A 25,842-nucleotide genomic window follows, 5' to 3' on the forward strand; every position below is an offset into this window, starting at 1 on the left:
GATTGACGGACATCGTAGCCTCGAACATGGCGAATCCGGCTGACCGAACCGGACCATCTATTGACAAAGTCGGCCACGGAATACGAGCAATCCGGTCGTGTAGCCGTGGCGCGGCGCGTTTTTCACGGCCGATGCGCGACAACACCGGCCCCTCGTGCAGGCCCGGTGTTGTCAATGGAATCAGGTGCCGCGGCGGTACGCGCCAGGTGTGCTGCCCGTCCAGTGCCGAAAGGCCCGCTGGAAGGCGGTCGGATCATCGAAGCCGATATCATGCGGTGGACGCGGAAACGCAAAGCGGACTTGCAGCAGCGGAATCTTCTGGCCGACGAGCCAGGACGCCACGCCGTGCGCGAGTTTCAGCATCAGTTCCTGACCAAGGACGCTGACGGCCGCGGCGCCCTGTCCGAGCGCGACATCAGCCACCAGAGCACTGCGCCGTGTCTCGAACCGGAAGTCATCGAGCACGATATGCATGAACTGGCCGAACCGATGCATCGCGGTTTCCAGGTTGGGCGCGTCGAGGAGACTCAGGCACAGGAATTTCAGGGTGCCGTTGCGTAATGGCCGCGTGAAGATGCCCGGCATTTCGTCGTCGAATTCGATCGCCAGTGCCCGGTACAGCGTCGCGAACTGCGCCTGCGTCACGCGCGCGCCCGGTTCGGTCAATAACGCGCGCGAGATGCTCGCACCTTCGAGGTATCGATCGACGACGTCAGGCTGGGCGCCCACGCCGTCGAGAAAACCGAGGGACACTGAAGCACACCTTGCTGGATGCAGTTGAGCGAGTCGACCACCCCTTCAGACGACAGAAAGCGCAGTGGTGCGATGCAGCCCAGGCGGCAATAGCGAAGTCAGGCCGCTGCGCGATCCGTCAGTCGTCCGCGTGGAAAATCGTCGGTGTGATATCGGTGAAGTTTTTCACGTCGCCGATCACTTCGGCGGCTTTGGCGGAGGAAAGGGCCATATCGATCCCGATCTGATCGCTGAAACGTAGTATCGCTACGCATGCGAAGGGTTGCGGCGCTGGTGATGGAAACAGGACCTCGGCCGATTGCAGACCGAACTCACCCCACGCCGAGAGGACAAGCGGAGCATGGACCGAAAGGTAATACTCGCGGTCAAACCTCCCGCCTTCTGTGCTCGGGTAGCTCACGATCAGGGTAGTCATATCTAATCCAGTGTTGAGATGTGTTTGAGAGTTGAAAAAAAGTACGTTTTGGGCCATATCGCGATAAGAACGGCGGGATAAGCGAGTTCACGACTATCGGGATTGCTTACATCGCTGGGAAATGCTTTGGCGTCGCTCTGGGCTGAACCCGAGCAATGTCTTAGGTGGTTGCGCCAACGCCATGCAAGCGTGCCGGTAACGTCCGTGCGCGGCGGAGCAACTGCCAGCCGAACAACAACATCCACAGCGGCAGAACCAGCACGACGACCATTTCACTGGCATTCGAAAGCGCGTCGAGATCCGGAAAAAAGCCGAACACGAAAAACAAGCCGAAAGCCCAGCCGACGATCTTCAACAGAATCGCTCCCTTCCAGCCCGCGTTCTTGAGCAGTTTGGCCGCAATCAACGTCCAGAAAAGCACGAGGGGGCCTTCGATCCACCAGAGCCCGTTTTGCGTCCCATTGGCTACCGCTGTCCATACTGCCGCCGCTGCGCCTCTCGTGGCATCGTCCCCGCCCGCATACAGATGTGCCAGCGGGTGAAGGATTGCAAACTGCAGAACTGCGCCTGTCACGCCCACCATGACATACAGCACGACGGCCATTGCCACCATGTTGCCGAGCGCGCCCAACTCCTCACGAAATACGTGCACGAAGTATCCGCCGATGACGAGGAACGGCAGGTAGAAGCCAAGCGTGTCGGCAACCATGCACCAGCGGAACAGGTCGCGGATATCCGGTGGCAATGCCAGCATCGATACACCATGCAGCACCATGTCCGCATCCGGGCCCGTCACCGCGACAGACAATCCAACATTCGCGTACGCCAGAATGCCGCCGATGATGGCACTCCAAGCCGTAAAGCGCATTACCTTGCGCGAGGTCTGATTCATCATAGTCTCCAGGATAAAACCTTCAGCGCCGCCCGCGCATAACTCCCGGTTGTCGCGGACCGCGGCAACAGCAACGTTCTTCATTCAATTGCAGTAGGGAGTAGCGTTCTTCGAAGCCACGCTCCCGCTTCGAACACGCTCAAGGGCGCAGTAGCTGTAATAGATCGCCGGCATGAAGTAGGCCCACGTGCACAGCGCAAGCGTGTAAAAATTGAGCACGACGTTGGTTTCCTCACCAGGAATCTTGTAGAAATCGTAGATGCCGGCAATCGCGAGCGACGTCACCAGCGCCACTGCCACGCCCAGCCCCTCAAGCATCGCGCCGACGTTCAGCAATCGCACGATGAAATAAGCGAGATAGATCGACAGCCAGATCCACATCGCCAGATAGTAATAGGGCAAAACGCCAGCGATGAAATCCGCTCCCACAAGGACGAATGTGAGCGCAAACGAGGCGACGAATGCCGCGACGTCCTGGCGAATTGACGGCTTGTAGCCATGCGTAATCGCCATCATGCCCGCGACGGCGATGATGGGCATGCCGAATCCGCGAGAGAACGCATCGAAGAAGTGCGCTACCTCATAGGAAACTGCATTGCCAGTGGCAAAGAATCCGATGGCGTTCGTCGCGGAGATACCGACAATCCACATCTCCAGCCCGAGAAGATAGTTTCGTTTCTTAACGATCTTCCAGCCGTAGAAAAATGAGCTCAATGCCAGCAAAGCACTAGAGAGCATAAGAACTAAAGATCTGAGGTCCATGACTAAACTCCCAACTCAGGTTGCATCTGATTGGTCAATTTTTCTTCGGATCGAGGCTTGCCAGATAGCTCGCGATAGCCTTGCGGTCTTCCGGTGAAAAGCCTTGCGACAGGCTTTTCATTACGCCGGTGGGTTCGCTTCGGGTGCCGGAAGCGAACTCGTCGAACTGCGCGAGCAGATAGTCATATCCCTGACCAGCCAAACGCGGAAACTGCTCGTGGCCCATCAATTGGGAACCGTGACATGCGACACAGTTGCCCGCAGCCACCAGGTGCTGTCCCTTCTCGCGCAGTTGCTGATCCGGCTTGAAGTAGCGATTCGCGACAGGGGTCGCACCGGCGAAATACTCAGCGAGGGATTTGATCTGCGGATCGCTCATCGTCATCGCGAGAGGTCCCATGTTCGGATTGCGCCGCGCCTCACTGGCGAAATTGTGGAGTTGGGTTTCCAGGTAGGGGGCCGGTTGGCCCGCCAGGCTCGGATAGCCCTGATGAAGCGAATTGCCCTTGACGCCGTGACACACAGTGCAGGTGTCGGTCACGTGCGGCCAGGGGCCGCCGTCGGCGAGATAGGCTGCTGTCGAAGTAGTGATATAGCCCTGAAGCCTGTAGAGACCTAGCAGATCAGAACCGAAAACGGCCAGCAGCAGGACGATAACCAAAGGAATGCCAATCAATAGGTATTTTTTCATCGCTGCCCTCTTACGCCCGACGCAGGGCATTCAGTGCCTGAAGCGCGCCATGATGGCCGGAGCGCACGGCGCCATCCATGTAGCCGGCCCAGATATTCGCCGTCTCCGTCCCCGACCAGATCAGCTTGCCGCACGACGGGTGCAGCGCTTCTCCGTGGGCGCTCCAGAAGCCCGGCGGAATGGCGGAAATACAGGTAATGGTCCAGGGATCGACCCGGCTCCAGTCCTGATCGTGGTAGGCGATGGGAGACAGCGCGTCGTCGCCCCATGCCTGCGCGTAGAGTTGCTTGTGCATGGCCATTGCCGCGTCCCGCTCCGAAGGGACCATCCCATTCTCGACGAACGCGTTGATCACCCCGATCTCCCCAGCGGGCGGGGAGTTGTCGAAGGCCCAGAGGATGGGGCCATTGACCTGGAAGATGCTGCCGTTCATGCCCTTGTCGCGCCAGAACGGGCGGCGATAGACCATGGCCGTCTTCCGTGCAGGGGAATGCGCGGGCCATGCGCGCTGCAAGGCCGCGCGCTTGTCGGGCAGAGGCGGATCGAACTGCACCTGATGACACAAAGCCGGATGGATGGCCACGACGACGGTCCGTGCCCGCACTTCTCCATGGTCGGTATGCAGGGTGACAACGTCGCCGTCCCATCCGGAAATCTGGCGAACCGGCGTAGACAGTCGCACCTTGTCGCCCAGTTGCCCGGCCATCTTGATGCTGAGGATTTGCGAGCCGCCGACGAAGCGGGTTTCCTGGGCGCTGTGCTTGATGCTGTCGAGCTGCGAATAATCGCAATCCGCCGAATTGATCATCGAAAGGAAATGCAGCAACCCCATCTTCGCCGGCGCCGCGCCGCCCGAAAGAATGCTGCTGGCATTCCATGCCACCTGGTCTTCAGGCTTGATGTCCTGCCTCGCCAGCCAATCGCCGACCGAGAGCTTGTCCAGCTCGCCGACCTTCGAGGACGTCCACGGCGCACCACAAGGTACGTCACGTGACAGCCTGCCGAGCCTTGCTCCGACCGCCTCGTCGGTGCCGAACGTGCCCTTCAGATCGACTGTCATACGCCCCGCACCGCCCAGAATGACCGTATTGCCGTCGTAGTAGGTTGGGAAAGTCCCGACGCCCAGTTCACGCGCGAGATCAGCGACGGCGGTCTGGCCGGGCCCCATCCATTGCCCGCCGACTTCCGAAACGAAGCCACCGGGGATGTTGTAGTTGAGTGTTCGTCCCCCCACACGATCCCGGGCTTCCAGCACCAGAAAGGACTCGCAGCCCGCCTGACGCAGGTCTCGCGCGGCGGTCAGTCCGGCCAGCCCCGCTCCAATGATGGCGACGTCGAGAATGCCGTCCGCGCCTTGCGCGGCCTTGGTAACCGCGGCATGCGACTGTCGGGCACCCATTGCGAGCGTGCCGACGGCAGCCGAGGCACTGGCATATTTGAGCCATTGCCTGCGCTGCAGGTTTGCAGCGCCGTCAGGGGAAGATTTTTTTGCCATAGTGCCTCTGTCTACGTGATGAAGGTTCCCGCTCCTTGTGGCTCACCGAAGCCGCTCTGCTCAGGCGCCAGGTTCCAGGCTCCATATCCGATCGCTACACCCTGCTGCCAGAATCATTCGGAATCCTTTCACATTCATTCGCGCGCCTGGCTGGGAACCGCGAAGTCTGCTGCTCCGCTTATCTGTGTTAGTACAATCAACCAAATATAGGTCATAATACACACAAACAAAACAGAAAAAATACAGAGTATTCCCCTGTATCTCGAAGCCTGCTCGCGACATCCCGCCTTTTATGCGCTCAGATTAACGACACCAACTCCGGCACCACCTGGAAAAGGTCGCCGACGAGACCGTAATCAGCCACGGTGAAGATGGGCGCTTCTCCGTCCTTGTTGACCGCCACGATTACCTTGACGCCACGCCGCGACATCGGGTCGACGACATCTTTACTCCTTCGTCCACCCGCCCTGGTAGAGCTTTCCTGCCAGCACGCCGAGGCGCAACGTGAGGTGGTAGTTCTCTCCATCTTCGATCAGTGCGGACCGCACATCGCGGAACAGTTTCTCGATCGGGAATTCGCGGGTGGTGCCGTTGCCGCCGAAGAGCTGGAAGGCCTCGTGCGTGATCTTCATCGCTTCCTCGGTCACGCTGACTTTGGCCTGGGCCGTCGCGTAGGGATGGCTCTTCGGAGACAGGCGCGAGAACGCGAGGCTGCGTCGCGCAATGGCCCGCGCCATCTCCAGCCGACGTAGCATCTCGCCCACGCGCAATTGCGTCATCTGGTGATCGATCAACAGCGCCCCGCCCTGCTTACGTTCGTGGCAATACGCCAGTGCCAGTTCGAACGCCGCGCGGGCCACACCCACGAACACCTGGCACATGTGCGTGCCGGCGAACGACCAGGTCGAGGCCAGATTGCCGAGATAATCGTCCTGCAATGCAACGGCGAAACGCTTGGGCACCTTCACGTTGTCGAAGTAGATCTCGCCCTGCGGCAGCGAGCGCTGGCCAATCTTGTCGAGCGGCTTGCCGCGCGAGATACCCGGCAGATCGAGCGGAATGATCATGCCCACGCCGTTGGTGAACATGCCATGTTCGCCGGTACCGTAGAAGCCGTCACCGTAGTCTGCAGCCATATACGCAATAGCCACCTGCGCGACCGAGCCGTTCGAGATCCACGCCGAACTCTGCCCGTTGATGACGATCTCGTCCGTGCCCACCTTCGCCGTGAGGTTGCCGACCGGCTGCTTGCCGCCCGCGCTGATCTCGTCGCGGTAGAGAATCGCGGCATCGGAGCCGCGGTCGGGCTGGGTGTTCATCCAGCAGCCGATCTTGCCGGTGCACATGTCGATCAGCTCCTGATTGCCAACCGACTGCGCCATCATCAACGGAGCGGGCGCCACGCCGATCGAAACGGCAAGCCCAGCATCACCCCAGCCGAGCTCTTCGCCGATCAGCGATTCGATGCGCACCGCCATGTCTGGGGGAAGCTGCGTGAGAAGCTGCGGATCGAGGCCCAGTTTCGCGCTTTCCATCATGGCGGCCCAGTAAGGCGAACCGGGCGCGATCACTTCCTCCGGCGTCATGCGGTCGAGTTCGCGACCGACGGGCTTCAGTACATCGCGTGCGAAACGGTGAACCGTGTCCTGGATCGCACGCTCCTCCTCGCTCATCGGCGTTTCGAAACCGGTCAATCCTGCCAGCGGCAACCCTACGGACTTGTGCAGTCGAATCATTTCGGTACTCCTCCTCTCCTGGACGCATGTCGACCGGACTGCCCGACAACCCGGTCATTTCACTTATAGAACATAAAGACAAACATAGGTAACAATACAAAACACTAGCCGAAAAAAAAAGACAGGGTATTCCCCTGTCCTCTTTCTACACTGCCATGGCAGCTGTGGCTGCCGGGGCCAGAACTGGCGTGACCTGCCCTAAGCCGCCTTGGCGTCGACAGCCTTCCCCCACACCATCTCATGCGCGACCTGAAGAAATTTCGCTTCGAACCCTCGCATATATGCGCGCTTGCTGCGCGCGGTGCCCAGATGGAGTGTCATTCCGTCCACCATTGAAATGAGCAACATGGCGATATGTGCACTCTCGGCCGCCCCACGCTCCGGATTCACGGCGCGAATGAGCTGGGCAAATTCGCTTGTCAAGGTGTCGTACCATTCGTCTCGCATCTGTGCGCACTCGGGGTCTGTAGACGCAAACGAAAAGAAATGCCACCACAGCGGGATGTTCTTCGAGTCCTTCGCGTCCCGCAACGACTGATCGAGAATGGCGTCGATTGCCGCACGTGGCGAGGCATTGTTCTGGAGCGCCTGTTTCAGAACATCGAGATACGTGTCGATCACCGGCGCCATCACCGCCCGCACGACGTCAGGCCGCGTCGGGAAGTAGTATTGGAGGTTGCTGACACTGATTCCCGCTTTCAGCGCAACGGCACGCAGCGAGAAGTCCATGGGACCATTCTCGAGCAGGAGCTTCCTCGCCACACGAATAATGGCATTGCGCGTACGTATGCCCTGGGCCCGCAGTCCGTCGGGTGCGGTTCCCGTGGAAGGTGCTGCGCTCGACGGGCGCCGCTTACGGGTGCTGGGTTCTTTTGGCACTGTCATCGCTTTCCGTCCTGAGTGAAGTATGACGCCTCGCCGAAGCGAAGCAACGCGGTCACACGAACCGTTCTCTAGGTAAACATGACTATACCTTACACCAGGTTGAACATCCATTTTCATGGCGGGCGCGTGATGCAGCGTTCGTCCTCGCCCAATATCACCTCAATTCGCAGTAGTCAAACATCAAGCGACTCTCCGAATGCCCCAAACGGGGCCTCGAGCGACATGGTCTCCGAAAGCATTCTGTGGCGCTGATCGCATTACGCCCGCTGCGCTTGCGCGGCACGCGCCTTGCCGTTCACACGGTCGTCGAGCACGTTCACCACGCCCAGCGCCCCATTCATGACGCACCATCGCAACGGCTCGGGCAGTGTCGACGGCGTCTTGTGATCCAGCGCCGAAAGGAGCGGATTTTCGGTGCCGCGAATCCGCCCGGCGATCATGTTTCCCACCATGGACTGGGCGGCCACGCCATGCCCGGAGCACCCAGCGCTGTAGAAAATGTTCTGATGCGCGCCCGTTGCCCCGACGACCGGCAGCGCGTCATTGGCAAAGCTGATATAGCCGCTCCAGCATGCCCGCAGCGCGATGCCTTTGAGGGTCGGGAAGCGGTCATGCAGAGCCGTGCGCAGCTCGCGATACGAATCATAGTCGGGTACGTTCGGTGTTTTGGAGCCGTATGGATAACGGAGGCGCTTGGTCGTCACCACGAGCGTGTTGTTGACGGTCAGGCGATGGCTTTCCATGGTCCAGTGCGCCGTCACGATGCCTTCGCGTCGCAGCCAACCCAACGCCTTGCGCTGAGCATCGGAAAGCGGCTCGGTCTCGATCGCCGAGACCCGTAACGGCACGACCTTGTCTGCAAGCAGGCCGAGTTGCGGCGTATAGGCGTTGGTGGCCAGCATCAGAGCCGGGGCACTCGCACTGCCTCGCGGAGTTTGCACCATGATGACCGGCCCTTCCGTGTAAGACAGCAGCGGCGTGTTCTCGTATATCTTCACGCCTGCCCGCAGAGCCGCGCGCCTGAGCCCCATCACGTACTTGCCGGGATGCAGCGTGCCCCCGCGCGGCACGTAGTTGCCAAACAGGAACGCAGGCGGAATGCCACGCGCACGCATCTCGGCCTGATCGAGAAACTCCGACTGAAAGCCCAGCTCGGCACCGGTTCGCATGTCCTCGCGCACCTTGTCTTCCTGCGCGGGATCGATGCCCGCGCGGATAATGCCCGTCTGGTTATAGTCGCAGTCGATCTCGTGCTCCTTGAGCTTTCCCTCCACGAAGGGGACTGCCTCCTCGTAGTAGCGAACGATCTCCCTGCCTTTCTGGTTGCCTATGTCCTTGAGAAAAAGATCGTACTCGAGCGCGAGTGCGCCGGCCAGATAGCCAGCGTTGCGTCCACTTGCACCAAAGCCGGCAAACTCGCGCTCGAGCACGATCACTTTCGCTCCGTGCCTGACCAGTTCCAGCGCAGCCGACAGCCCGGCAAACCCGGCGCCGACGATGATCACATCCGCACTCGTGTCGCCCACGAGTTCCGGCTGTATGTCGCCCGGCCTTTCCACCCAGCCGCCAAGCGCGCGGTACTTCTCCATGTCAGCGGTCATTTTGGCCTCCTCCACTGGCCCAGCCGATTCGACGCGCGCGCATTGCGTGGCCGCCACTGCCGGCACCACTACGGCTACTGCCGCCGCGCCCTTGAGGAAAGTGCGGCGGTTCACTCCGGAGCGCGAGTCGCCTTGCTGTCCTGCCTGGGTTTCCGTTGTCTCGCTCATGCGCGCTCCTTCAAGTCTTGCTCAGAATGTGGACGGCGAGCGCCGCCTCTTCGATACCCTGAAATCCGCCGCCGTTTTCCTGAATTGCGTGCCGCGCGCCGGATACCTGACGCGCGCCCGCTTCGCCGCGCAGTTGAGTCACCAGTTCGTATAGCTGAGCGATTCCCGTCGCACCCAGTGGATGGCCTTTCGATTCGAGGCCGCCGGATGTGTTGATTGGAATACGCCCGCCGAGGGTGAACTCGCCGCGCTCGGCTGCGGGGCCGCCCTGGCCGATCGGGACCAGTTGCAGATTTTCAGCCTGGATGATTTCCCCCATTGCCGACGCGTCGTGCACTTCCGCGACATCTATGTCCTCGGGGCCGAGGCCTGCCTGTTGATAGGCCTGCAGCGCGGCGAGGCGGCCGATGTTCTTTTCCGGCTCGTCGGCGCATCGATGCGTGAAGCTGCGGATCATGCTCGCCGCAATCCGGATGCAACGCTTGTGGTCGGCGCCGATGCGCCGCAGCCCCTCCGTGGTGCAGAGGATCGCCGCTGCCGCACCGTCCGTAACCGGCGCGCACATCGGCAGCGTGATCGGATACGTGATCGGCGGTGCCGCAAGTACTTCGTCGATCGTGAACGGCTGGCGGAACTGCGAATACGGGTTGTGCACCGAATGCAGATGGTTCTTCGACGACACGGCGGCGATCTGGCGTTGCGTGGTGCCGTAGGTCTTCATGTGATACCGGCACAGCGCGGCGTAGACCGACATGAAGCGGCTATAGGGCCGATCGGACTCCGATCCGGGCGGCGGCTCGATGCCTTCGCCGAGCTTCATCAGCCTGGCGAAGTTTTCGTCGACGCGCGACACGTCCCAGCCCGCCTCGAACAGGGCGAATGACTTCGCCTTGTCCGCGACGTTCATCTTCTCCGCGCCGAGCGCGAGCGCCACATCGCAGGCGCCCGACCGAAGTGCCTGCGCTGCGAGATGCACCGCGGTGCTGCCCGATGCGCAGGCGTTTTCGACGTTGTAGACCGGAATGCCTTCAATCCCGATCTTGCTGAACACGACCTGCCCCGGAATTGACAGCTGGCCCTGCAGCGGCCCATTGGTGATGCCGGCATAGAAAGCCGCGCCGATCGCCCCAGCATCGCAACCCGCATCCTTCAATGCTCCGCGTAGCGCTTCGCCCGCGAGATCGTCGATGCTGCGCTCGAAGTGCCGGCCGAACACGGTCATTGCAATGCCGGCGATGTAAATGTCGCTCATGGTGTTTTATCTCAACGTTGCTGACTCAGATCCGGCGGGTTTGACCCTGCCAGTACTGCTCGCGCAGATCCTTCTTCAGCACCTTGCCGGCCGTACTGCGAGGCAGTGCCGCGACGAAGTCCACAGTCTTCGGTGCCTTGATCGAGCCGAGCTTCTCCTTGCACAACGCCACGAGATCTTCGGCATTGACGCTCTGACCCGCGTTGAGCTCCACCACCGCCTTCACGGCCTCCCCCCACTTTTCGTCGGGCACACCGATCACCGCGCAATCCTGCACCGCCGGATGGGCCCAGATCACCTGCTCGACTTCGCTCGGATACACGTTGAAGCCACCGCTGATGATCATGTCCTTCTTGCGGTCGGTGATGTGCAGATACCCATCGGAATCCAGATGACCGACGTCGCCCGTGTGCAGCCAGCCGTCGATGATCGTTTCCCCGGTCTTCTCCGGCGCCTTGTAGTAGCCCTTCATGACAAGGTCGCCGCGCACGCAGATTTCGCCGGTCTCGCCCTGCGGCAGGATCTCGCCGCGATCGTTCATGATTTCGACGCGGATCAGCGGGTTGGGCCTGCCGACCGACGAGAGCCGGCTGTCCGGCGCAGGCTTGCCGTCGACGAAGTGCTCGGCAGGCGTGAGATAGGAGATGGAGGCGGGGGCTTCCGTCTGTCCGTAGCCGCCCGCCATAACCGGACCGAACACCACGATCGCGCGCCTGAGCTTCTCCACCGACATCGGCGCGGCGCCGTACAGGAAGCACTTGAGCGACGAAAAATCCTGGTCCTCGATGCCGGGGATATCGAGCAGGCGATAGATGACCGTCGGCGGCAGGAAGAACTCCGTGACCCGATGCTTCGCGATCGCCGCGAGAAGAAGCGCCGGCTCCGGCTTGGGCAACACGACCACCGTGCCGCCGCGCGCGGTGCACGGCAGCGAGAGCATTCCCGCAGTATGCGTCATGGGCGCGGCGGCGAGATTCACCGGACGCTCCACGCCATACGGAAACGCCATCATGAACTGCGCGAAGTAGGTTTGAAACGCGCGATGCGTGTTCATCACACCCTTCGGCAAATCCGTCGTTCCACCCGTGGCCGAAAGGGTCACGATGTCGTCCATGTCGTAATCGACGCGCGGCTCTGTCGCAGGTTGCGCCGCGCTCCACTTCTCGATCGACGGCGCCCACGGCAAATCGGCATCGATACAGACCCAGAGCCTGACCTTGGGCAGACGGGGACGCAGCGCTTCGATCGCCGGTGCGAACGTCTGGTGGAAAAACAGCGCTTCGCAATCGAACGCGTCGAGGAGGTACTGGTTCTCCTGCGGCGCGTTGCGCCCGTTCACCGGGATCCACACCACACCCGCACGCCACAGCGCCAGCGTGCAGGTCCATGCCGTGACGTCGTTGTCGGCCCAGACCGCAGCCTTCGCTTCCTTTTCGAAGCCGGCAGCGAGCAGGCCGTTAGCGATGCGGCACGACAGCGTGTGCACCTCATCGAACGAATAGCTACGCTCGTCCTGGATGTAGGCGATGCCGTTGGGGTTGATGCGCCAACCGCGGTCGAAGAAGTCAATGATTGCCATATCCCGTGTTTCCCTGTCTGTCCTGAGTCTGTACCGAAACTGCGCGCTCGCGGCGCTTACAGCTGAGCGACGGTCGCGCGCGCGAGCCCACGCTGCTCGAGGAAGCCGAGCAGATAGCGATGCCCGAATGCCTTGGAACCCGAGGCGAAGCCCACCTTCGCGGTCTCGCCGTCGAGGAGCTTGATAGCCGCGGCCGTCTGGATGGCCCCGGTCGCGATGTACGGCGTGATGCCGTGCACGGTCGCGCGCACGGCCGAGAGCTGGCCGCGGCCAATCGCGAAGTCGACAGTGCGATGAAGCGACGTGCGTTCGCGTGGCGGCATGGCCGGCGTGGTCGAATCGACGAGTTGCTTGAGCACCGCATCCTGCTGCTCTCGCGGCAAGTTCGCGTACTCGGCTTCCCACTTCTGTCCAAGCGCGTGCACCATCTGCATCGCATTGTTGTCGTAGAAGCCCACGCAGGAAACGCAGCTGCGCACGCGCGGATCGTGCTCGAAGTAGACCGGCAGCGACGTCCCGCCCCACGGCAGGGCGAACACGGGCTGAAGGAAGTCGGGAGAGGCGATGTTGAACGAAGCGTGGCTGTCATGCGGCACCAGCTTCTTTTCCCACAGATAGCATGCTTCCTGACGATAGCCTTCGAAGATGGTCGCAGTGGAGCCCACGCTCACACCGGCGCCGGCGCCGCGCGGGCCGCGCGTGAGCGTGGCGGTCTCCAACGCATCGATGCCGGGCGTTTCAAGCGCCAGTTCGGCGGCGATTTCCGCGAACGTATACATGTAGGCATTCGAGGGCGATACCAGCAGCCCCGCCTGCCGGAACTTCTCGCCGAACTGTTCGCGAACCTGACGGATATAGTGCTGCTCGCCAGTGGTGTCGAGGTAATGGCAGCCTGCCTTGAGCGCCGCTTCCACGGCGGTAAGGCCGAAATTGAAGAACGGCCCGACCGTGTTGCACACGACCTTTGCACCGCGAAAGGCATTCACGAGCGAATCCACGTTGTGCTCGGCTTCGATGACTTCGTAGTTCGCCGATTCGAGGCGCACGACACGCTGGGCCATCATGTCCTGCGTGCGCTTCGCGTTACGCGCGACCGCCGTAAAGGGAATGTCCTGGTCGATGAGCCAGTCCATGATCAACATGCCGGTGTAACCGCTTGCGCCATAAACGACGACGGGATGCTTTGCCATGCTTGTCTCCTGAAACGTGATTGGTTAAATGTTGCGTCTGTCAAATGCGGGGATGTCGCCGGCGGCTGACAAACAGCACCGTCAGTCAGTGCAGTGTTGCGATGAAGCACGCTTCATTAATAGAACAAAATACCCAACTTAGGTCATATTGACAACTTAACGAAACTGAAAAAAATACAGGGTATTCCCCTGTCACCCCACTGTTCCTGCCCGTTACGCCATGGCAGCTATTGCGTGCCTGCCGCGCTGCCACCCGGCGTCAGGTTCGCCAGATAGCTGGCCACCGCCTGGATGTCTTCGCCGGACAACGTGGCCGCCATCCCGTTCATTGCGCCGCTCGGGTCACGACGCTCGCCCGTCTTGAACGCAGCAAGCTGCTTCGCGAGATAGGCTTCGCCCTGGCCCGCCAGTCGTGGCACCAGGTTGCGGCCCATGAACGACGCCCCGTGGCAGGCCTGACAGCTTTTCGCCGCTACGAGCGCCATCCCGCGCTTTTCGAGCGCCGCCTGGCCGTGCACCGCTTCGCTTTGGGCCGGCGTCTGCCGCGCGAAATAGACAGCCAACGACTTGATCTGCTCGTCCGTAAGCTCCCTCGCAATCGCCCCCATGTGGGGGCTAGGTCGCAGGTCGCCGGCAAACGCGTGCAACTGGGCGACGAGATAAGCTTCTGGCTGTCCGGACAGCGCCGGATACCAGGCGTTGACGGACTGCCCGTGCGCACCGTGGCAGAAGTAGCAGGTCTCCTGCGGTTGCGGCCATGGGCCACCGTTGGCCACTGCCGTCTTGTCGATCTCGCTCATCGCCTTTTCGAAATGCATACCGTCGAGGTAATCGCGTCCGTAGAGCGCTCCCACGCCCGCGACGCCTGCCAGCACAACGGCTGCGCTTACGATCCATGCCCGTTTCATTCACGCCTCCTCGCCGCGTCGAGTGAAGCCGGCCAGCGCCTGCAAGGCAGCGCGGTGGCCCGAACGCACGGCACCGTCCATCGCGCCGGCCCAGATGTCGGCGGTTTCGGTCCCTGACCAGATCAGGCGCCCCACTGCGGGATGCAGATACTTGCCCCACCTGGTCCAGAAGCCCGGCGGCATGGGATTGATGCAATGCAGGGTCCATGGATCGACCCGGCCCCAGTCGTAGTCGTGGAACTGCGTCGGATGCAGCGCGCGGTCGCCGAATGCCTTGGCAAAAGTGGCCGACAGCGTCTTTTCGGCCATCGCGGAATCGTCCGGCAACATCCCCGGCGCGACGAATGCGGCGATCACGCCGAGCGATGCATCGGGAGGCGAGTTGTCGTACGCCATGAAGACGGGGCCACCGACCTGGAAGATCGTTCCGCAATAACCGGCGTCGCGCCAGAACGGTTTGTCGTAGACGTGGACCGTCTTGCGCATGGGGGCGTTCGTGGGCCAGTTCTGCTGGAGTTGCGCCCGCCCGCCGGGCAACGGCGGATCGAAAACAACCTGATTGCACAGGGCCGGATTCATCGCGACGATCGCACGACGCGCCTTAACCACGCCCTGATCGGTGTGCACCTCCACAACGTCACGATCCCAGCCGGTGACCTTGCGCACGGGCGAGGACAGCCTGACCTTGTCGCCGAGTTGCTCGGCCATCTTGATGCTCAGACGCTGCGAACCGCCGACGATGCGCGTTTCCTGCGCGCCGCCCTTGAACGCTTCGAGCTGCGTGTAGTTGCAGCTTGCACTGTTGATCATCGATAAGTAGTGCAGCAGACCCAGCTGCGCCGGCGCACCGCCCGTGGTCAGCTTCGCGGCTAGCGCAAGAAAGTAGCCGTCCTCGTATTTCACGCCCTGCTGCAAGAGCCACTCGCCGTAAGAGAGCTTGTCCAGTTCCGCCAGATGCGGTGCTTTCCACGGCGCGCCGGACGGCACGCCGCGCGACAGTTGGGCAAGCCGGTTGCCGATCGTGTCGTCACCCCCCGTGCCGCCATGAAAATCCTGGGCCACCGTAGCGCCCTGCGCCATCACGAGGGTCTTACCCGTGTACCAGCTCGGAAACGTATCGATCTCGAGTTGACGTGCCAGATCGAAGATCGCGGTCTGGCCGGGACCGATCCACTGCCCTCCAGCTTCGGAAACGACGCCGTGTCCGAGGTCGTGGTTATAGGTGCGTCCACCGACGCGGTTGCGTGCCTCGAGCACGACGAACGAATCGCATCCGGCCAGTTTGAGGTCACGGCCCGCGGTCAATCCAGCGAGACCCGCGCCGATGATCGCGACGTCCAGAATGTCGCCGTTCATGGGCTTCGTTATGGCGGCCTGTGCCAGCGACATGCCGCCGGCCGCGAGTGACGCCGCGCCCATCGCCGTAACGCGTAGCAGCTGGCGCCGGGTCTGTGTATCCGGCTTACGTTTCCGATCCATCTTTCATGCCCAATTCAGTTTCATTGTTTCTCCCCTTTCTTCTCCGCTCTTAAGGAGAACTCTTAATAAGATAGCGACTGGCGCTTCTCAATGGATCGTCAGCACCCCCTCCTGCGAAAACAACACCGGTTTGCCGGCGCCATCAATCAATGCGACGGTGAGCGTTGCGCGATCGTCGCGCTGATGAACCTCGAACGACGTGCTGCCCTCGCGTTGCCGGAACACAAGGCCATCGAGCCCGACGCCCATCAGTCCGTTTCGAGTCGCTACGAGATCGGTGATCGAACTCTTCGTGCCCGCGTTCAGCGCCGCCCACGTCGCCCCGCCGTCGCTGCTCTGGTACAGGCTGCCCAGCAGCCCGCCCACCACGATCCGCCCGTCGGGCAGCGCCACGCCCGTCCACAGCGTGCCCTTGCCGCCCGTTGCCTGATAGCTCCAGTTCGCGCCACCATCCGTGGACTTCAGCACCATCCCCTGTTCCGAATCGATATAGAGCGCGCCCTTGCTGTCGGCAAAAATGTGGTACAGGTTGCGGTCCGCCCTCGTGCCACCCGGCGGCTTCGGCACAGTCACCTTCGTCCACGTCTTGCCGCCGTCGTGCGTGGCGAGCATCAGCGACCACAGGCCTACGGCCACGCCATCTCTCTGGCTCGTGAACAGCACTGAGAAGAGCGGCTGGTCCACCGAGAGGTCCATCCGCTGCTTCTGCCAGGTCTCGCCGCCGTCGCCCGTTGCGAGAATCACGCCCCACTGGCCGACCGCCCAGCCGTGCTGCGCGTCGGTAAAGGTGACTGCCGAGAGCGTCGCCGAAACAGCCACTCCTTTCGCCTGGCGCCACGTCTTTCCTTCGTCATCCGATATAACGATGACGCCGTGCTCGCCCACCGCCACGATGCGCTTACCCGCACGCGTGGCGTCCAGCAGCATCATGTGGGACGGGGCCGCCCACGCGTGTGCGGGCATCGCCGCCCACTCCGCAATGGCTCCCGGCGGCAGAGCCCAGACTGCCGCACTCGCGCACAGCGCGGCACAAGCAACAAGTATCTTGATCATGACTGCGTCTCCCCTGTTCAATGGCTGAAGAGTCCAGGCGCACGCGCCGGTTTGCGCCTCGGAAACCACCGTTCCAGCACAGAGGCCAGCGCCGGCAGTGCCGTCATCGCCATCAGCAGGTTCACCAGGAACATGAACGCCAGCAGCTTGCCCATGTCGGCCTGGAACTTCAGCGCCGAGAAGCTCCACGTCGCCACGCCAATGGCCAGCGTGATAGCCGTAAAGATCGTCGCCACACCCACTTCCAGCATTGCGTGCTGCACAGCCTTCACGATGTTCTGCCCGCCCGCCAGATGCACCTGCAGCCGGTTGTAGATATAGAACGCGTAATCCACGCCAATACCCACCGCCAGCACCATGACGGGCAGCGTCGCCACCGTGAGCCCGATCTGCAGTTCCTTCATGAACCAGTAGCCGATGAAAGTCGCCACCGAGAGCGGCAGGCAGCACGCGAGCATCGCGCGCCAGTCGCGGTAGGCGAGGAACACCAGTATCAGGATCGCTGCATACACGTAGAGCATCATGGGCAGTTCGCTCGCTGCCACTTCCTCGTTGGTCGCGGCGAGTACGCCCGCATTGCCCGCCGCGAGACGCACGGTGATGCCCGGGAACGGATGCGTAGCGCGATACGTCTTCACGTCGTCCAGGATCCGGCTGATCGTCGTGGCCTTGTGGTCGGTGAGAAACAGGTGCCCGGCCGTCATGCTGCAATCCGCCTTCATGAAGCCCTTCACCCGGCCCACATCCACCGAGACCGCGCCGTAGTTCCCAGGGTCGATCGGCACGACATTCATCTTCGGGTAGTCCTCGTTGTAGCCCTGGTTGTAGCGGCGCAGCATCGCCGAGTAGGACTCGACCGACACCACGCCTCGCTCGGTGCGCATCGCGCTCGTGAGGTCGTCCTCGTACAGGCCGACTGCCGGGTTATCGCAGCCCTTTTGCGCCGACTCGATCGCGACAGTGAGCCAGTCGAGGCCGATGTCGTAGCTCGAAGCGATCGACGTGGCATCGCGGTTGAAACGCGCATCCGCACGCAGTTCTGGCGCGCCCGGCTGCAGTGTGCCGATCACACGGTCGCGGCTTTGCCACGCGGCAAGTGCGAACACCACCAGCGTCAATGCAACGGTCACGCCTGCATAACGCGGCTGGGCGATGCGCGCGAGCCCGCGCAACCACGCCGAGCGCCGCTCGCTGCGCTCGAGCGCGCTGTCCGCGTAGCTCTTCGCGAAGTTGAAGCATGACGCCGCCACCGGCAGCAGGATCAGATTCGTCACGATCTTGTATGCGACGCCGAGCGATGCCGTGATTGCCAGTTCCCGCACCATCGGAATCGGAATCAGCAGCAGCGTGATAAACGATACGAATGCGGTGACGAGTGCCAGTACGCCCGGAATCAGCAAACCACTGAAGCTGTGCCGCGCCGCATCGAACGAGCTGTTGCCGTGCGCAATCTCCCGCACGATGAAATTGACCTGCTGTACACCGTGCGAGACGCCAATCGCAAAGACCAGGAATGGCACCAGCACCGCGAGCGGGTCCAGTCCAAAGCCCAACAGCTTCAGCGTGCCGAACTGCCAGACGAGCGATGTCAGCGAGCATGAAATCAGCAGCACCGTGAAGCGCACCGAATGGCAGTACCAGTAGACCGCAAGCGCCGTGAGCAGCAACGCGATGCCGCAGAAGCCGAGCACGGCGGTCGCGCCATCGGCGATATCGCCGATCTGCTTCGCGAAGCCAATGATCTGGATTTCATAGCCCGCATCTTCAAACGGTTTGCGGATCTGGGCTTCGAGCAGGTGGTTGAACGCCACGTAATCGAGCACCTTGCCAGTGCGGTCCCGCTCGTTGAGCTCGGCCGTAATCATGGCGCTGTCTTCGTTGTGCGAAACGAGCGTGCCGATATAGCCGCCGAGTGTCGTCGCACGGCGCACCTTCGCGACAACGTCGGGCGTGAGCTGGTCGGGCGTGATCGTGCCGGAGATGATTGGCTCCGCGCGGAAGCCCTCGTCGGTGATCTCGTTCACGTAGGCGTTCGGCGTCCACAGCGACTGCACGCCAATGCGGTCCACGTTCGGCAGGTACGTCACCGCCTGGGTCACCTTGTACAGTCGCGTAAGCCCTTCTTTCGTCCAGATCGAGCCCCTGCGTGCACGCACGACCACGGTGATCCGGTTCGCGCCGAGCAGGTCGGAGCGGTACTTCTGGAAAGTCTGAATGTATTCGTGGCCGATCGGCATCTGCTTCTCGAAGCCCGCATCCATCCGCAACTGCACGGCAAAAAATGCCATGACCACGGTGAACAGGCCAATGCTCACCAGCACCGCCATGCGGTGACCGAAGAACACCCTTTCCAGCGTTTTTACCAGACGATTTAACACGGCATTTTCCCTTCAAATATTTCGGCAGCTCCGGCGACAAGCGGCATCGGACCCCACACCGGCGCTTCGGCCATCAGAAGTTCCGGGTGACGAACATGCCGACGAAGTTGCGGTCTGCGTAGGGATTGCCTACGGTGTTGTGCCCACCCCAGAACAGCGTGTAATTGATGCCCGCCTGCCAGACCGTCGGGTTCTGGTTGAACAGCACGTAGAGATTCAGCGACTTCGAGCCCTGCAGGTAGTTCGCGGTAAGCGTCGGCGTATAGCCGTAGAGTCCGTCGGCGAACGTCACGCCCGGCGTCACCTGCCAGCCATGAATCAGCGTGCCGTCGTAGGTCCAGTTGAAATCGATGGTTGCGCCCACGGAGCTCGACGTGCCCTGCGCCATGCCGATCGGGTAGCCCAGGCTGGATCCGTTGTTCAGCCAGGGCAGGTAGCCCGCCTGAGGCACCTGCGTGACCGTCTGGCCATCCACCGAGCGCGTGACGCCGCGCTGGCTCAGGCCAGGGTAGTAGATCCATGTGAGCTCCCAGGTCAGCGTCGCTTCATCCGCACCGAGCAGCTTGAGGAACGGATACTCGCTGCGCGTGAGCGCCAGCAGCCCGTTGATGTCGTACTGGAGCTTCTTCATGTCGGCCCATTGCTGGCAATTCACGCCGGCCACGCCGTTGGTGTTCAGGTCCAGTGGGCCACCTGCGCCATAGCAGCTCGACAGTGCGACGGCATCGTGCGGCCGGTACGAGAGCTCGGTGCCGATCGCCCAGTTGCCGATCCCGAAGTTCGCGCTGGCGCCAAAGAGCTGACGGTTCTGCAGATACGACCAGTCCAACGTCCCATTGGCCAGAGACGAAAGCACCGGCGACTTGTCGGTGTAGTTCTCGTAATAGACAGCAAAGTTCGCATCGAAGGAGCGCGGCGAATAGTTGAACTTCATGCCGAACTGCGGATGGTACTTCGATGGCGCCTGCCAGTTGACGGGCAGGCCGACAACGTTAAAGGGAGGCCCCGCAAACGCACCGCTGACGAGGCCGTTATTGATGGCGTCGAGCACGTTCTGGTTGCCGCTGCTGGCCCCCGCGATGGTGCCGGCGCTGGGGCCGGCCACGTTCAGATTAGTGGTGCTCACCGTATACGGGTTGGTTCCCCGGCCCAGGCTGTTCGATACCGACCAGAACGAGCCCACCGGCGGATAGCGGTTGCCGTTCCACGAAAACTGGTAGTAATCCTCAGTACTAAAGCCATGAGAAAGGTCCGCTGCAAAGCTGATCATCGGCGCGGGCAGCAGCGCCTGCTTCAGCTGAGAGCCGGGAATCAGCAGCTTCTGCACGTCGAGCGAGTTGGTGGCGTTGATACCGCCCTGCGCGAACATGCTCTCGCCCCAGTTGACCACCTGGTTGCCGAGGCGCACGTGCGCGTTCTGCCCGTTGATCGTGAAATCCTTCTCGCCCCACAGGTCGAGCAGTTGCACGTTGTAGACGACCTGCGCCGCAGCGGTGCTCGACAGCGGCGTGCGGTTCGTGTCGCCGGCGAGGAAGTCGTACATACCCGTGCCACGGATCATGAACTTTAGGCCCTCGCTTGGCATCTTGAAGAGCAGTTCGCTCGTCGCGCTGATGTAGGTGCTGAAGGGCTGACCCTTGCGGTAGTTCAGATTACCGTCGTCACCCACGCCCCATTGATTGGTGTTGGCTGCCGCGCCGCAACCGAACGAGTTCGGGTCGCCGGTAAGCGAGCAGCTCGGGTTTTTTGTGCGGATGCCCGCGCCCCCCGTGAGGTTGGTCACCCATGAACCCGTGAGATCACCCAGACCCGTCGTGAACTCATAACCGTACGCACTTGTCGCAGCCGTACCGAACATGGCCAGCGACGCCGCAATATATCTTCCGATGATCTTTGTTTTCATGGATCTCCCCTGCCGTCACCCTCGATCCCGGCGCACGTCACCGATGCACGCCGGTCCCTGGTCCTTCGCCGAACTTCAGCGCTCGCTCACCGATCGCAAGGATTCAGCCGTGAAGAAGTCCGTCTTGAAACGCGGGTCGTTGACCTGCTGGTACCAGCGAATGTCCTTACCCTGGCCAATCGACGAAGCGTCGAACACGTAGCGCCCGTTGTTGACGTCGTACTGCACGAACGGCTCGTTATCGCAGGCGCCGCCCAGTTCCCACACCGGGATCGGGTAGCTCTCGCGCACCTTCCAGAGCTTGCCCTGCGCGTCATAGTCCTCGCCCACGAGCGCAAGCCAGCTATCCTCGTCCAGGTAGAACACCTTCTTCGACGCAACGTGGCGCGCCGTGGGCTTGAGCGTCGCCTCCACGACCCAGACGCGGTGCACCTCGTAGCGGCGATGATCGGACGAGATGCCATTGGGCGTGGCGACGTCATGCAGTTTGTCCTTGAAGGTGTACATGCCGAAATCGTTATACGGGACGATCATTTCCTTCTTGCCTACGAGCTTCCAGTTGAAGCGGTCGATTGAGCCGTTCAACATGTTGGATTCGTCGATCAGATACTGATTCTCGAAGCCGATCAGTGGCGCATCGTGCGTATAGGCCGGCATGCGTCTCACCCGGCGTTGGCCGGGGAAGTAGTAATACGTTTCCGAATCCTTATCGAAGTACTGCCGCTGCACGAAGGCCTGCCCGGCCAGTGCTGCCGGCGAATCGACGGAAAAGTAGGCACCGAGACTGAGTTGGTCAACATCCTGCGGCGTGCTGCTGCCATCCTTGCCCCCCGGGAAATAGAACACCTGGGGACCGATTGCGTCGATCCAGTCGCTGCCGCCCGGGCGCGGTGAAATGGACGTGACAACCGGCGACCACTCGACCCCCTCGCCGCGGTACCGTGTTTCATAGTTGAGGATCGCCTCGGCGCCGTTCTTCGGCTGCGGAAACGCCACGCCCGGTAGCGCCGCTGCCTGCAGCGTCTCGCCATCCGAAGCGAGTTTCGCCGTCGTGAGATTTGCCTTCGAATTCTGCTCGGCGAAATCCGGCAGCTGGCATTCGCGGTGGGACGGATAGACGTCCAGGCGGTAGCCCTTCAACTGCTTGACGAGCTGAATCTCCCCCGGTGACAGCTTTTCGGCGTATTTGTCGACGTTCGACGCATCGATCGTGTACAGGGGTTTTTCGTTCCTGTACTTCCAGAAGTCACCGCGGACCTTGCCCCACTCCCAGCCGGCCGGCGTGGCTTCCCTGCCGGCAAACGCCGGCACGAGTCCGTCCTTGCTGGCCGCGCGCTCGGCGCCTGACGGCGTGAGGTCGTCGGCAACTGCCACTCCGGCCACGAGCAATAAAGTAGCCGCGACGGCGGACATGGTTCCGATGGTGTGCTTTCTCATCATGACTCTCCTTCCGATCCCATTTTCATTCGTAGTACGCATCGTTAGAATCAAACCCTACACATCGGGGCCGAACCGCTCAGTCCTCGCCGCAGCCTGCCACGGCCACAGCCCGAATCTCGATGCACAACTCTGGCAGCGCCAATTGTGTTACGCCAACCGCGGTCCACGACGGATAGCGCGCCGGGAAGTACGCGTCCTTGACCGCCGAAAAGGCCTCCATTTCACTGCGTAAGTCCGTGTGAAAGGTGGTCAGCTCCACCACGTCGGAGAGGCTCGCGCCCGCCGTCTCGAGCACGGCTTTGAGGGACTCGAAGGCGATGCGGGCCTGCGCCGGCATGCCCTCGCCGGCTTTCATATCCGTGCCGATGCCGACCTGGCCGGAGACCCAGATCGTGTTCCCCACGCGGGTCGCGGGTGAAAAGTGGTAAGCGTCGTAGAACGCCTGGAACGGCGGCGGGATGATCGATTGCCGCGTAGTGGACATTGTCATGATGGTGGCCCCTTGGGTCAGACGAGTTGACGGAAACACGGTGCGCGAAACGGATCCCCTTCTTTCAACGCGGCAAGTTCTTCGATGAGCAAGACACCGGACGACGTGAAGCCCGAGACGCTCGGTTGCGGCAGCGGACTGAAAACCGCGTCGTCGCCGAAGAAGCGCAGCACGAGCGTGTGGCGCTCTGGAAACGCGCTGTCCACCGCGCCGCCGCCGTGCAGCACGCCCGGATGCAGCAGCAGGACGTCACCGGGCTCCGTCGCCCACGAAATGATGTCGTAAGCAACCGGGTTCTCGCGGCGCTCAGCTTCGATATTCGGCAGGCGCGGCCAGACATCGCCGCCATGGAGAGGATCAGTCGGATCTTCAGCATTTTGAAAGGTCGTGCCATCGTGACGCGGACCTCGATGGGATCCCCGCACAATCTCAAGCGCATTCTGTTTGGGGACGGCCTCAAAGCTGATCCACGCATTCCCGAGGTGCATCCCCTCCCATGGCAGGTAGGACGTGTCCTGATGCCACGGCGAGCGACCGCTCCTGCCTCCACTTTTGAGGAACAGCTCCTCTGCGAAATACCAGACGTGATCCGAGGCCCACAGGTCCGCGAACAGTCGGCCGAACGGCAGTTGGCCAACCAGCTCGTCCAGACGCCCCTTCGCATACGGATTGGCGTTGTCGTTGTGGGTCTTGTGTACCGTGCCTTCGAACAGGCTGCAAGCCATAGGCCCGGGGTTCTCTATGCCCCAGTCGAAGACCTCCCGGCACCGGGCCAACTGCTGCTCGCTGAGAAGACCTTTGACCAGAACGGCGCCGTCCTCGGCGAACGCCTCGCGCGTGGCTTCATCCATGTCTGAACTCCTGAATCGTCAATCGGCAGCCCGGTTCAAAACGCTTCCCGCGGCACCTTCATAGAAAATATTACCAAAGTTAGGTCATGATACAAAACCTAAAAAAAGAAAAAAGAGAGGGAATTCCCTGCCTTCACAAGGTTGAGCACAAGATGCCAAGCCACGGTTAGAAGCAGAACGCGGCTCCTGTTCCTGCAAGCAGCTCGGGCGCCGAGGTCCCGCCTTCGAGGACGAAAGCGATGAGCGGGCCGTCCGAACCTCCTTGCTTTATTTTGTAAACATACCTGTCTTAGTCTTTGTGTACAGTATTTGTGGCCGTCTGGCATATCCGCACCTTTGGTAGTCGTGGCACAAGAGCGGTGCCGCGGCATCGAGAGGCGTGAGAACGTGGCTGGGATCGGCTTTTGCCGCGAAACCGGGGCGGCGCCCGTTAGCGACGGAAGGAGTGGGAGATGGTGATGTCCAACATTCTCAGCAATTGGATTTATATGGGCAGCAACGCATACGACGCATACACGTTCGTGCCTTGGCTGAAAGCGAAGGCTTGCGCCGTCGCGTGCTGTTTGCCGAGCGCTACGTGCTGGTCGGCCGCGCGGGTCATCCGAAGCTGAAGCGCCGGCCCACCCTCGCGCAGTTCTGCAAGCTCGAACACGTGATCGTGTCGCCCGATGGCGGCGGCTTTTTCGGCGTCACCGACGAGACGCTCGCGAAGGCGGGTCTCGCGCGCAAGGTCGTGCTGTCGGTGCCGCACTTTCTGTTCATGCAGTCGGTGCTCGCGAGCACGGATCTCGTGGGGATGCTGCCCGCGCGTCTCGTGCGCGGCACGGACGCGCTGCGGATGGTCGAGCCGCCCGTCGAGGTGCCGGGCTACGAGATGGCGATGCTATGGCACGAGCGGGTGCATCGCGATCCCGCGCATCAATGGTTGCGGGAGTTCATCGCGGCATCGGTGTAATCAGCCCTTTTCGGCGCCGATCGCATTCAGTTGATCGTGCACCTCGTCGCTGAGCTTCAACTGCGCCGACTGCAGGTTTTCACGCAGATGAGTCACCGAAGACGTGCCCGGAATCAGCAGAATGTTAGGTGCCCGATGCAATAGCCAGGCAAGAGCGACCTGCATCGGCGTTGCCTCGAGCTTGCGCGCAAGCTCCGACAGCTCGGACGATTGAATCGGCGTGAAGCCGCCCAGCGGGAAAAACGGCACGTAGGCGATGCCCTGCGCCGCGAGCGCATCGATCAACGCATCGTCGTCGCGATGCACGAGGTTGTAGTGGTTCTGCACGCACACGACCTTCGTGATGCGCTGAGCCTCGGCAATCTGCGCGGCCGTCACGTTGCTCAGGCCGACATGACGCACGAGCCCGCGCTGCTGCAGCTCGGCAAGCGCCGTGACCTGCTTTTCGATCGAGCCCTCGCTCGGCTCGTGCACGTTGCCCATCACGCGCATGTTGACCACGTCGAGCGCGTCGAGCCCGAGGTTGCGCAGATTGTCATGCACCGCCCGCTCGAGGTCGGCGGGCTCCTGCGCCGGCAGCCAGGCGCCGGCGCCGTCGCGCACCGCGCCCACCTTCGTCACGATCGTCAGATCGCGTGGATACGGGTGGAGCGCCTCGCGGATCAACTGATTGGTCACGTGCGGCCCGTAAAAATCGCTGGTATCGATGTGGTCGACGCCCGATGCGACCGCCTCACGCAGCACCGCGAGCGCCGCGTCGCGGTCTTTCGGCGGCCCGAACACGCCGGGGCCGGCCAGCTGCATCGCGCCATAGCCCATGCGCCGCACCGGGCGGCCGGCTAGTGCGAAAGTGTCGATGGAGCTGAAGTTCGGCATGACGATCTCCTTGTGAAGTGATGAGCGGCAGTATCGCCGGAATTGCGTTGTTGAATAAAGCGGTCTAACGTGTACGGGTTGTTCAAAATT

20 protein-coding genes and 3 pseudogenes are annotated in these 25,842 nt (G+C 61.8%); 1 reads left to right on the plus strand and 22 read right to left on the minus strand.

Going from position 1 to position 25,842, the window contains the following annotated elements; all coding sequences use genetic code 11:
* Positions 1-264 precede the first annotated feature (264 nt).
* The 21 genes and pseudogenes from OKW35_RS44755 to OKW35_RS44855 all read right to left on the minus strand — a co-directional run.
* Positions 265-777, minus strand: a pseudogene (locus OKW35_RS44755) (AraC family transcriptional regulator ligand-binding domain-containing protein); the annotation flags it as partial.
* Between the two features lie 94 nt (positions 778-871).
* Entirely contained in the window at positions 872-1,168 is a 297-nt protein-coding gene (locus tag OKW35_RS44760) for an EthD family reductase (RefSeq protein ID WP_429354111.1), read from the minus strand.
* 160 nt (positions 1,169-1,328) lie between these two features.
* On the minus strand, positions 1,329-2,144 hold the full coding sequence (locus OKW35_RS44765; protein ID WP_429555405.1) for a hypothetical protein: 816 nt from the start codon (positions 2,142-2,144) through the stop codon (positions 1,329-1,331).
* Positions 2,145-2,822: a hypothetical protein gene (locus OKW35_RS44770; protein WP_429555406.1), complete on the minus strand. Its 678-nt coding sequence runs from the start codon at positions 2,820-2,822 to the stop codon at positions 2,145-2,147.
* A 34-nt stretch (positions 2,823-2,856) separates the two neighbouring features.
* Positions 2,857-3,513 carry a c-type cytochrome gene (locus tag OKW35_RS44775; RefSeq protein ID WP_429493641.1) on the minus strand — a complete coding sequence of 219 codons (657 nt, stop codon included), beginning with the start codon at positions 3,511-3,513 and terminating at the stop codon, positions 2,857-2,859.
* A gap of 10 nt (positions 3,514-3,523) precedes the next feature.
* Entirely contained in the window at positions 3,524-5,008 is a 1,485-nt protein-coding gene (locus tag OKW35_RS44780; protein WP_429555407.1) for an FAD-dependent oxidoreductase, read from the minus strand.
* A gap of 298 nt (positions 5,009-5,306) precedes the next feature.
* Positions 5,307-5,420 (minus strand): annotated as a pseudogene (locus OKW35_RS44785) (electron transfer flavoprotein subunit alpha/FixB family protein); the annotation flags it as partial.
* 34 nt (positions 5,421-5,454) lie between these two features.
* Complete coding sequence (locus OKW35_RS44790) at positions 5,455-6,744, minus strand: acyl-CoA dehydrogenase family protein (RefSeq protein ID WP_429555408.1); 1,290 nt, start codon at positions 6,742-6,744, stop codon at positions 5,455-5,457.
* Between the two features lie 198 nt (positions 6,745-6,942).
* Entirely contained in the window at positions 6,943-7,506 is a 564-nt protein-coding gene (locus tag OKW35_RS44795) for a TetR/AcrR family transcriptional regulator (RefSeq protein ID WP_429404354.1), read from the minus strand.
* 380 nt (positions 7,507-7,886) lie between these two features.
* Positions 7,887-9,230, minus strand: coding sequence for an NAD(P)/FAD-dependent oxidoreductase (locus OKW35_RS44800; RefSeq protein WP_429510067.1), 1,344 nt, complete (start codon positions 9,228-9,230; stop codon positions 7,887-7,889).
* Positions 9,231-9,408: 178 nt separating this feature from the next.
* Positions 9,409-10,650, minus strand: coding sequence for a thiolase family protein (locus tag OKW35_RS44805; protein WP_429555409.1), 1,242 nt, complete (start codon positions 10,648-10,650; stop codon positions 9,409-9,411).
* A 25-nt stretch (positions 10,651-10,675) separates the two neighbouring features.
* Positions 10,676-12,229, minus strand: a complete 1,554-nt coding sequence (locus tag OKW35_RS44810; RefSeq protein ID WP_429555410.1) for an AMP-binding protein — start codon at positions 12,227-12,229, stop codon at positions 10,676-10,678.
* Between the two features lie 56 nt (positions 12,230-12,285).
* On the minus strand, positions 12,286-13,419 hold the full coding sequence (locus OKW35_RS44815; protein WP_429555411.1) for a saccharopine dehydrogenase family protein: 1,134 nt from the start codon (positions 13,417-13,419) through the stop codon (positions 12,286-12,288).
* A 227-nt stretch (positions 13,420-13,646) separates the two neighbouring features.
* Complete coding sequence (locus tag OKW35_RS44820) at positions 13,647-14,327, minus strand: c-type cytochrome (RefSeq protein ID WP_429555412.1); 681 nt, start codon at positions 14,325-14,327, stop codon at positions 13,647-13,649.
* The gene (locus tag OKW35_RS44825) at positions 14,328-15,806 is read right to left on the minus strand and encodes a flavin monoamine oxidase family protein (protein WP_429555413.1); all 1,479 of its coding nucleotides are present in this window, start codon (positions 15,804-15,806) and stop codon (positions 14,328-14,330) included. It lies immediately after the preceding gene.
* A gap of 87 nt (positions 15,807-15,893) precedes the next feature.
* Positions 15,894-16,859, minus strand: a complete 966-nt coding sequence (locus OKW35_RS44830) for a WD40/YVTN/BNR-like repeat-containing protein (protein WP_184060706.1) — start codon at positions 16,857-16,859, stop codon at positions 15,894-15,896.
* A gap of 17 nt (positions 16,860-16,876) precedes the next feature.
* Positions 16,877-19,237: an efflux RND transporter permease subunit gene (locus tag OKW35_RS44835; protein ID WP_429555414.1), complete on the minus strand. Its 2,361-nt coding sequence runs from the start codon at positions 19,235-19,237 to the stop codon at positions 16,877-16,879.
* Between the two features lie 73 nt (positions 19,238-19,310).
* Positions 19,311-21,140 (minus strand): DUF1302 domain-containing protein, encoded by a 1,830-nt coding sequence (locus OKW35_RS44840; RefSeq protein WP_429555415.1) that lies wholly within the window; start codon positions 21,138-21,140, stop codon positions 19,311-19,313.
* 75 nt (positions 21,141-21,215) lie between these two features.
* Positions 21,216-22,580 (minus strand): DUF1329 domain-containing protein, encoded by a 1,365-nt coding sequence (locus tag OKW35_RS44845; protein WP_429555416.1) that lies wholly within the window; start codon positions 22,578-22,580, stop codon positions 21,216-21,218.
* A 76-nt stretch (positions 22,581-22,656) separates the two neighbouring features.
* Complete coding sequence (locus OKW35_RS44850; RefSeq protein WP_429555417.1) at positions 22,657-23,070, minus strand: RidA family protein; 414 nt, start codon at positions 23,068-23,070, stop codon at positions 22,657-22,659.
* Positions 23,071-23,087: 17 nt separating this feature from the next.
* Positions 23,088-23,921, minus strand: coding sequence for a phytanoyl-CoA dioxygenase family protein (locus OKW35_RS44855; RefSeq protein WP_429555418.1), 834 nt, complete (start codon positions 23,919-23,921; stop codon positions 23,088-23,090).
* A gap of 544 nt (positions 23,922-24,465) precedes the next feature.
* Here OKW35_RS44855 and OKW35_RS44860 point away from each other — a divergent pair.
* Positions 24,466-24,876 (plus strand): annotated as a pseudogene (locus OKW35_RS44860) (LysR substrate-binding domain-containing protein); the annotation flags it as partial.
* Here OKW35_RS44860 and OKW35_RS44865 read toward each other — a convergent pair.
* On the minus strand, positions 24,877-25,752 hold the full coding sequence (locus tag OKW35_RS44865) for an aldo/keto reductase family oxidoreductase (protein ID WP_429555419.1): 876 nt from the start codon (positions 25,750-25,752) through the stop codon (positions 24,877-24,879).
* Positions 25,753-25,842: the final 90 nt, after the last annotated feature.

This window comes from Paraburkholderia sp. MM5477-R1 (assembly GCF_050436385.1).
Taxonomy (GTDB): Bacteria; Pseudomonadota; Gammaproteobacteria; order Burkholderiales; family Burkholderiaceae; genus Paraburkholderia; species Paraburkholderia tuberum.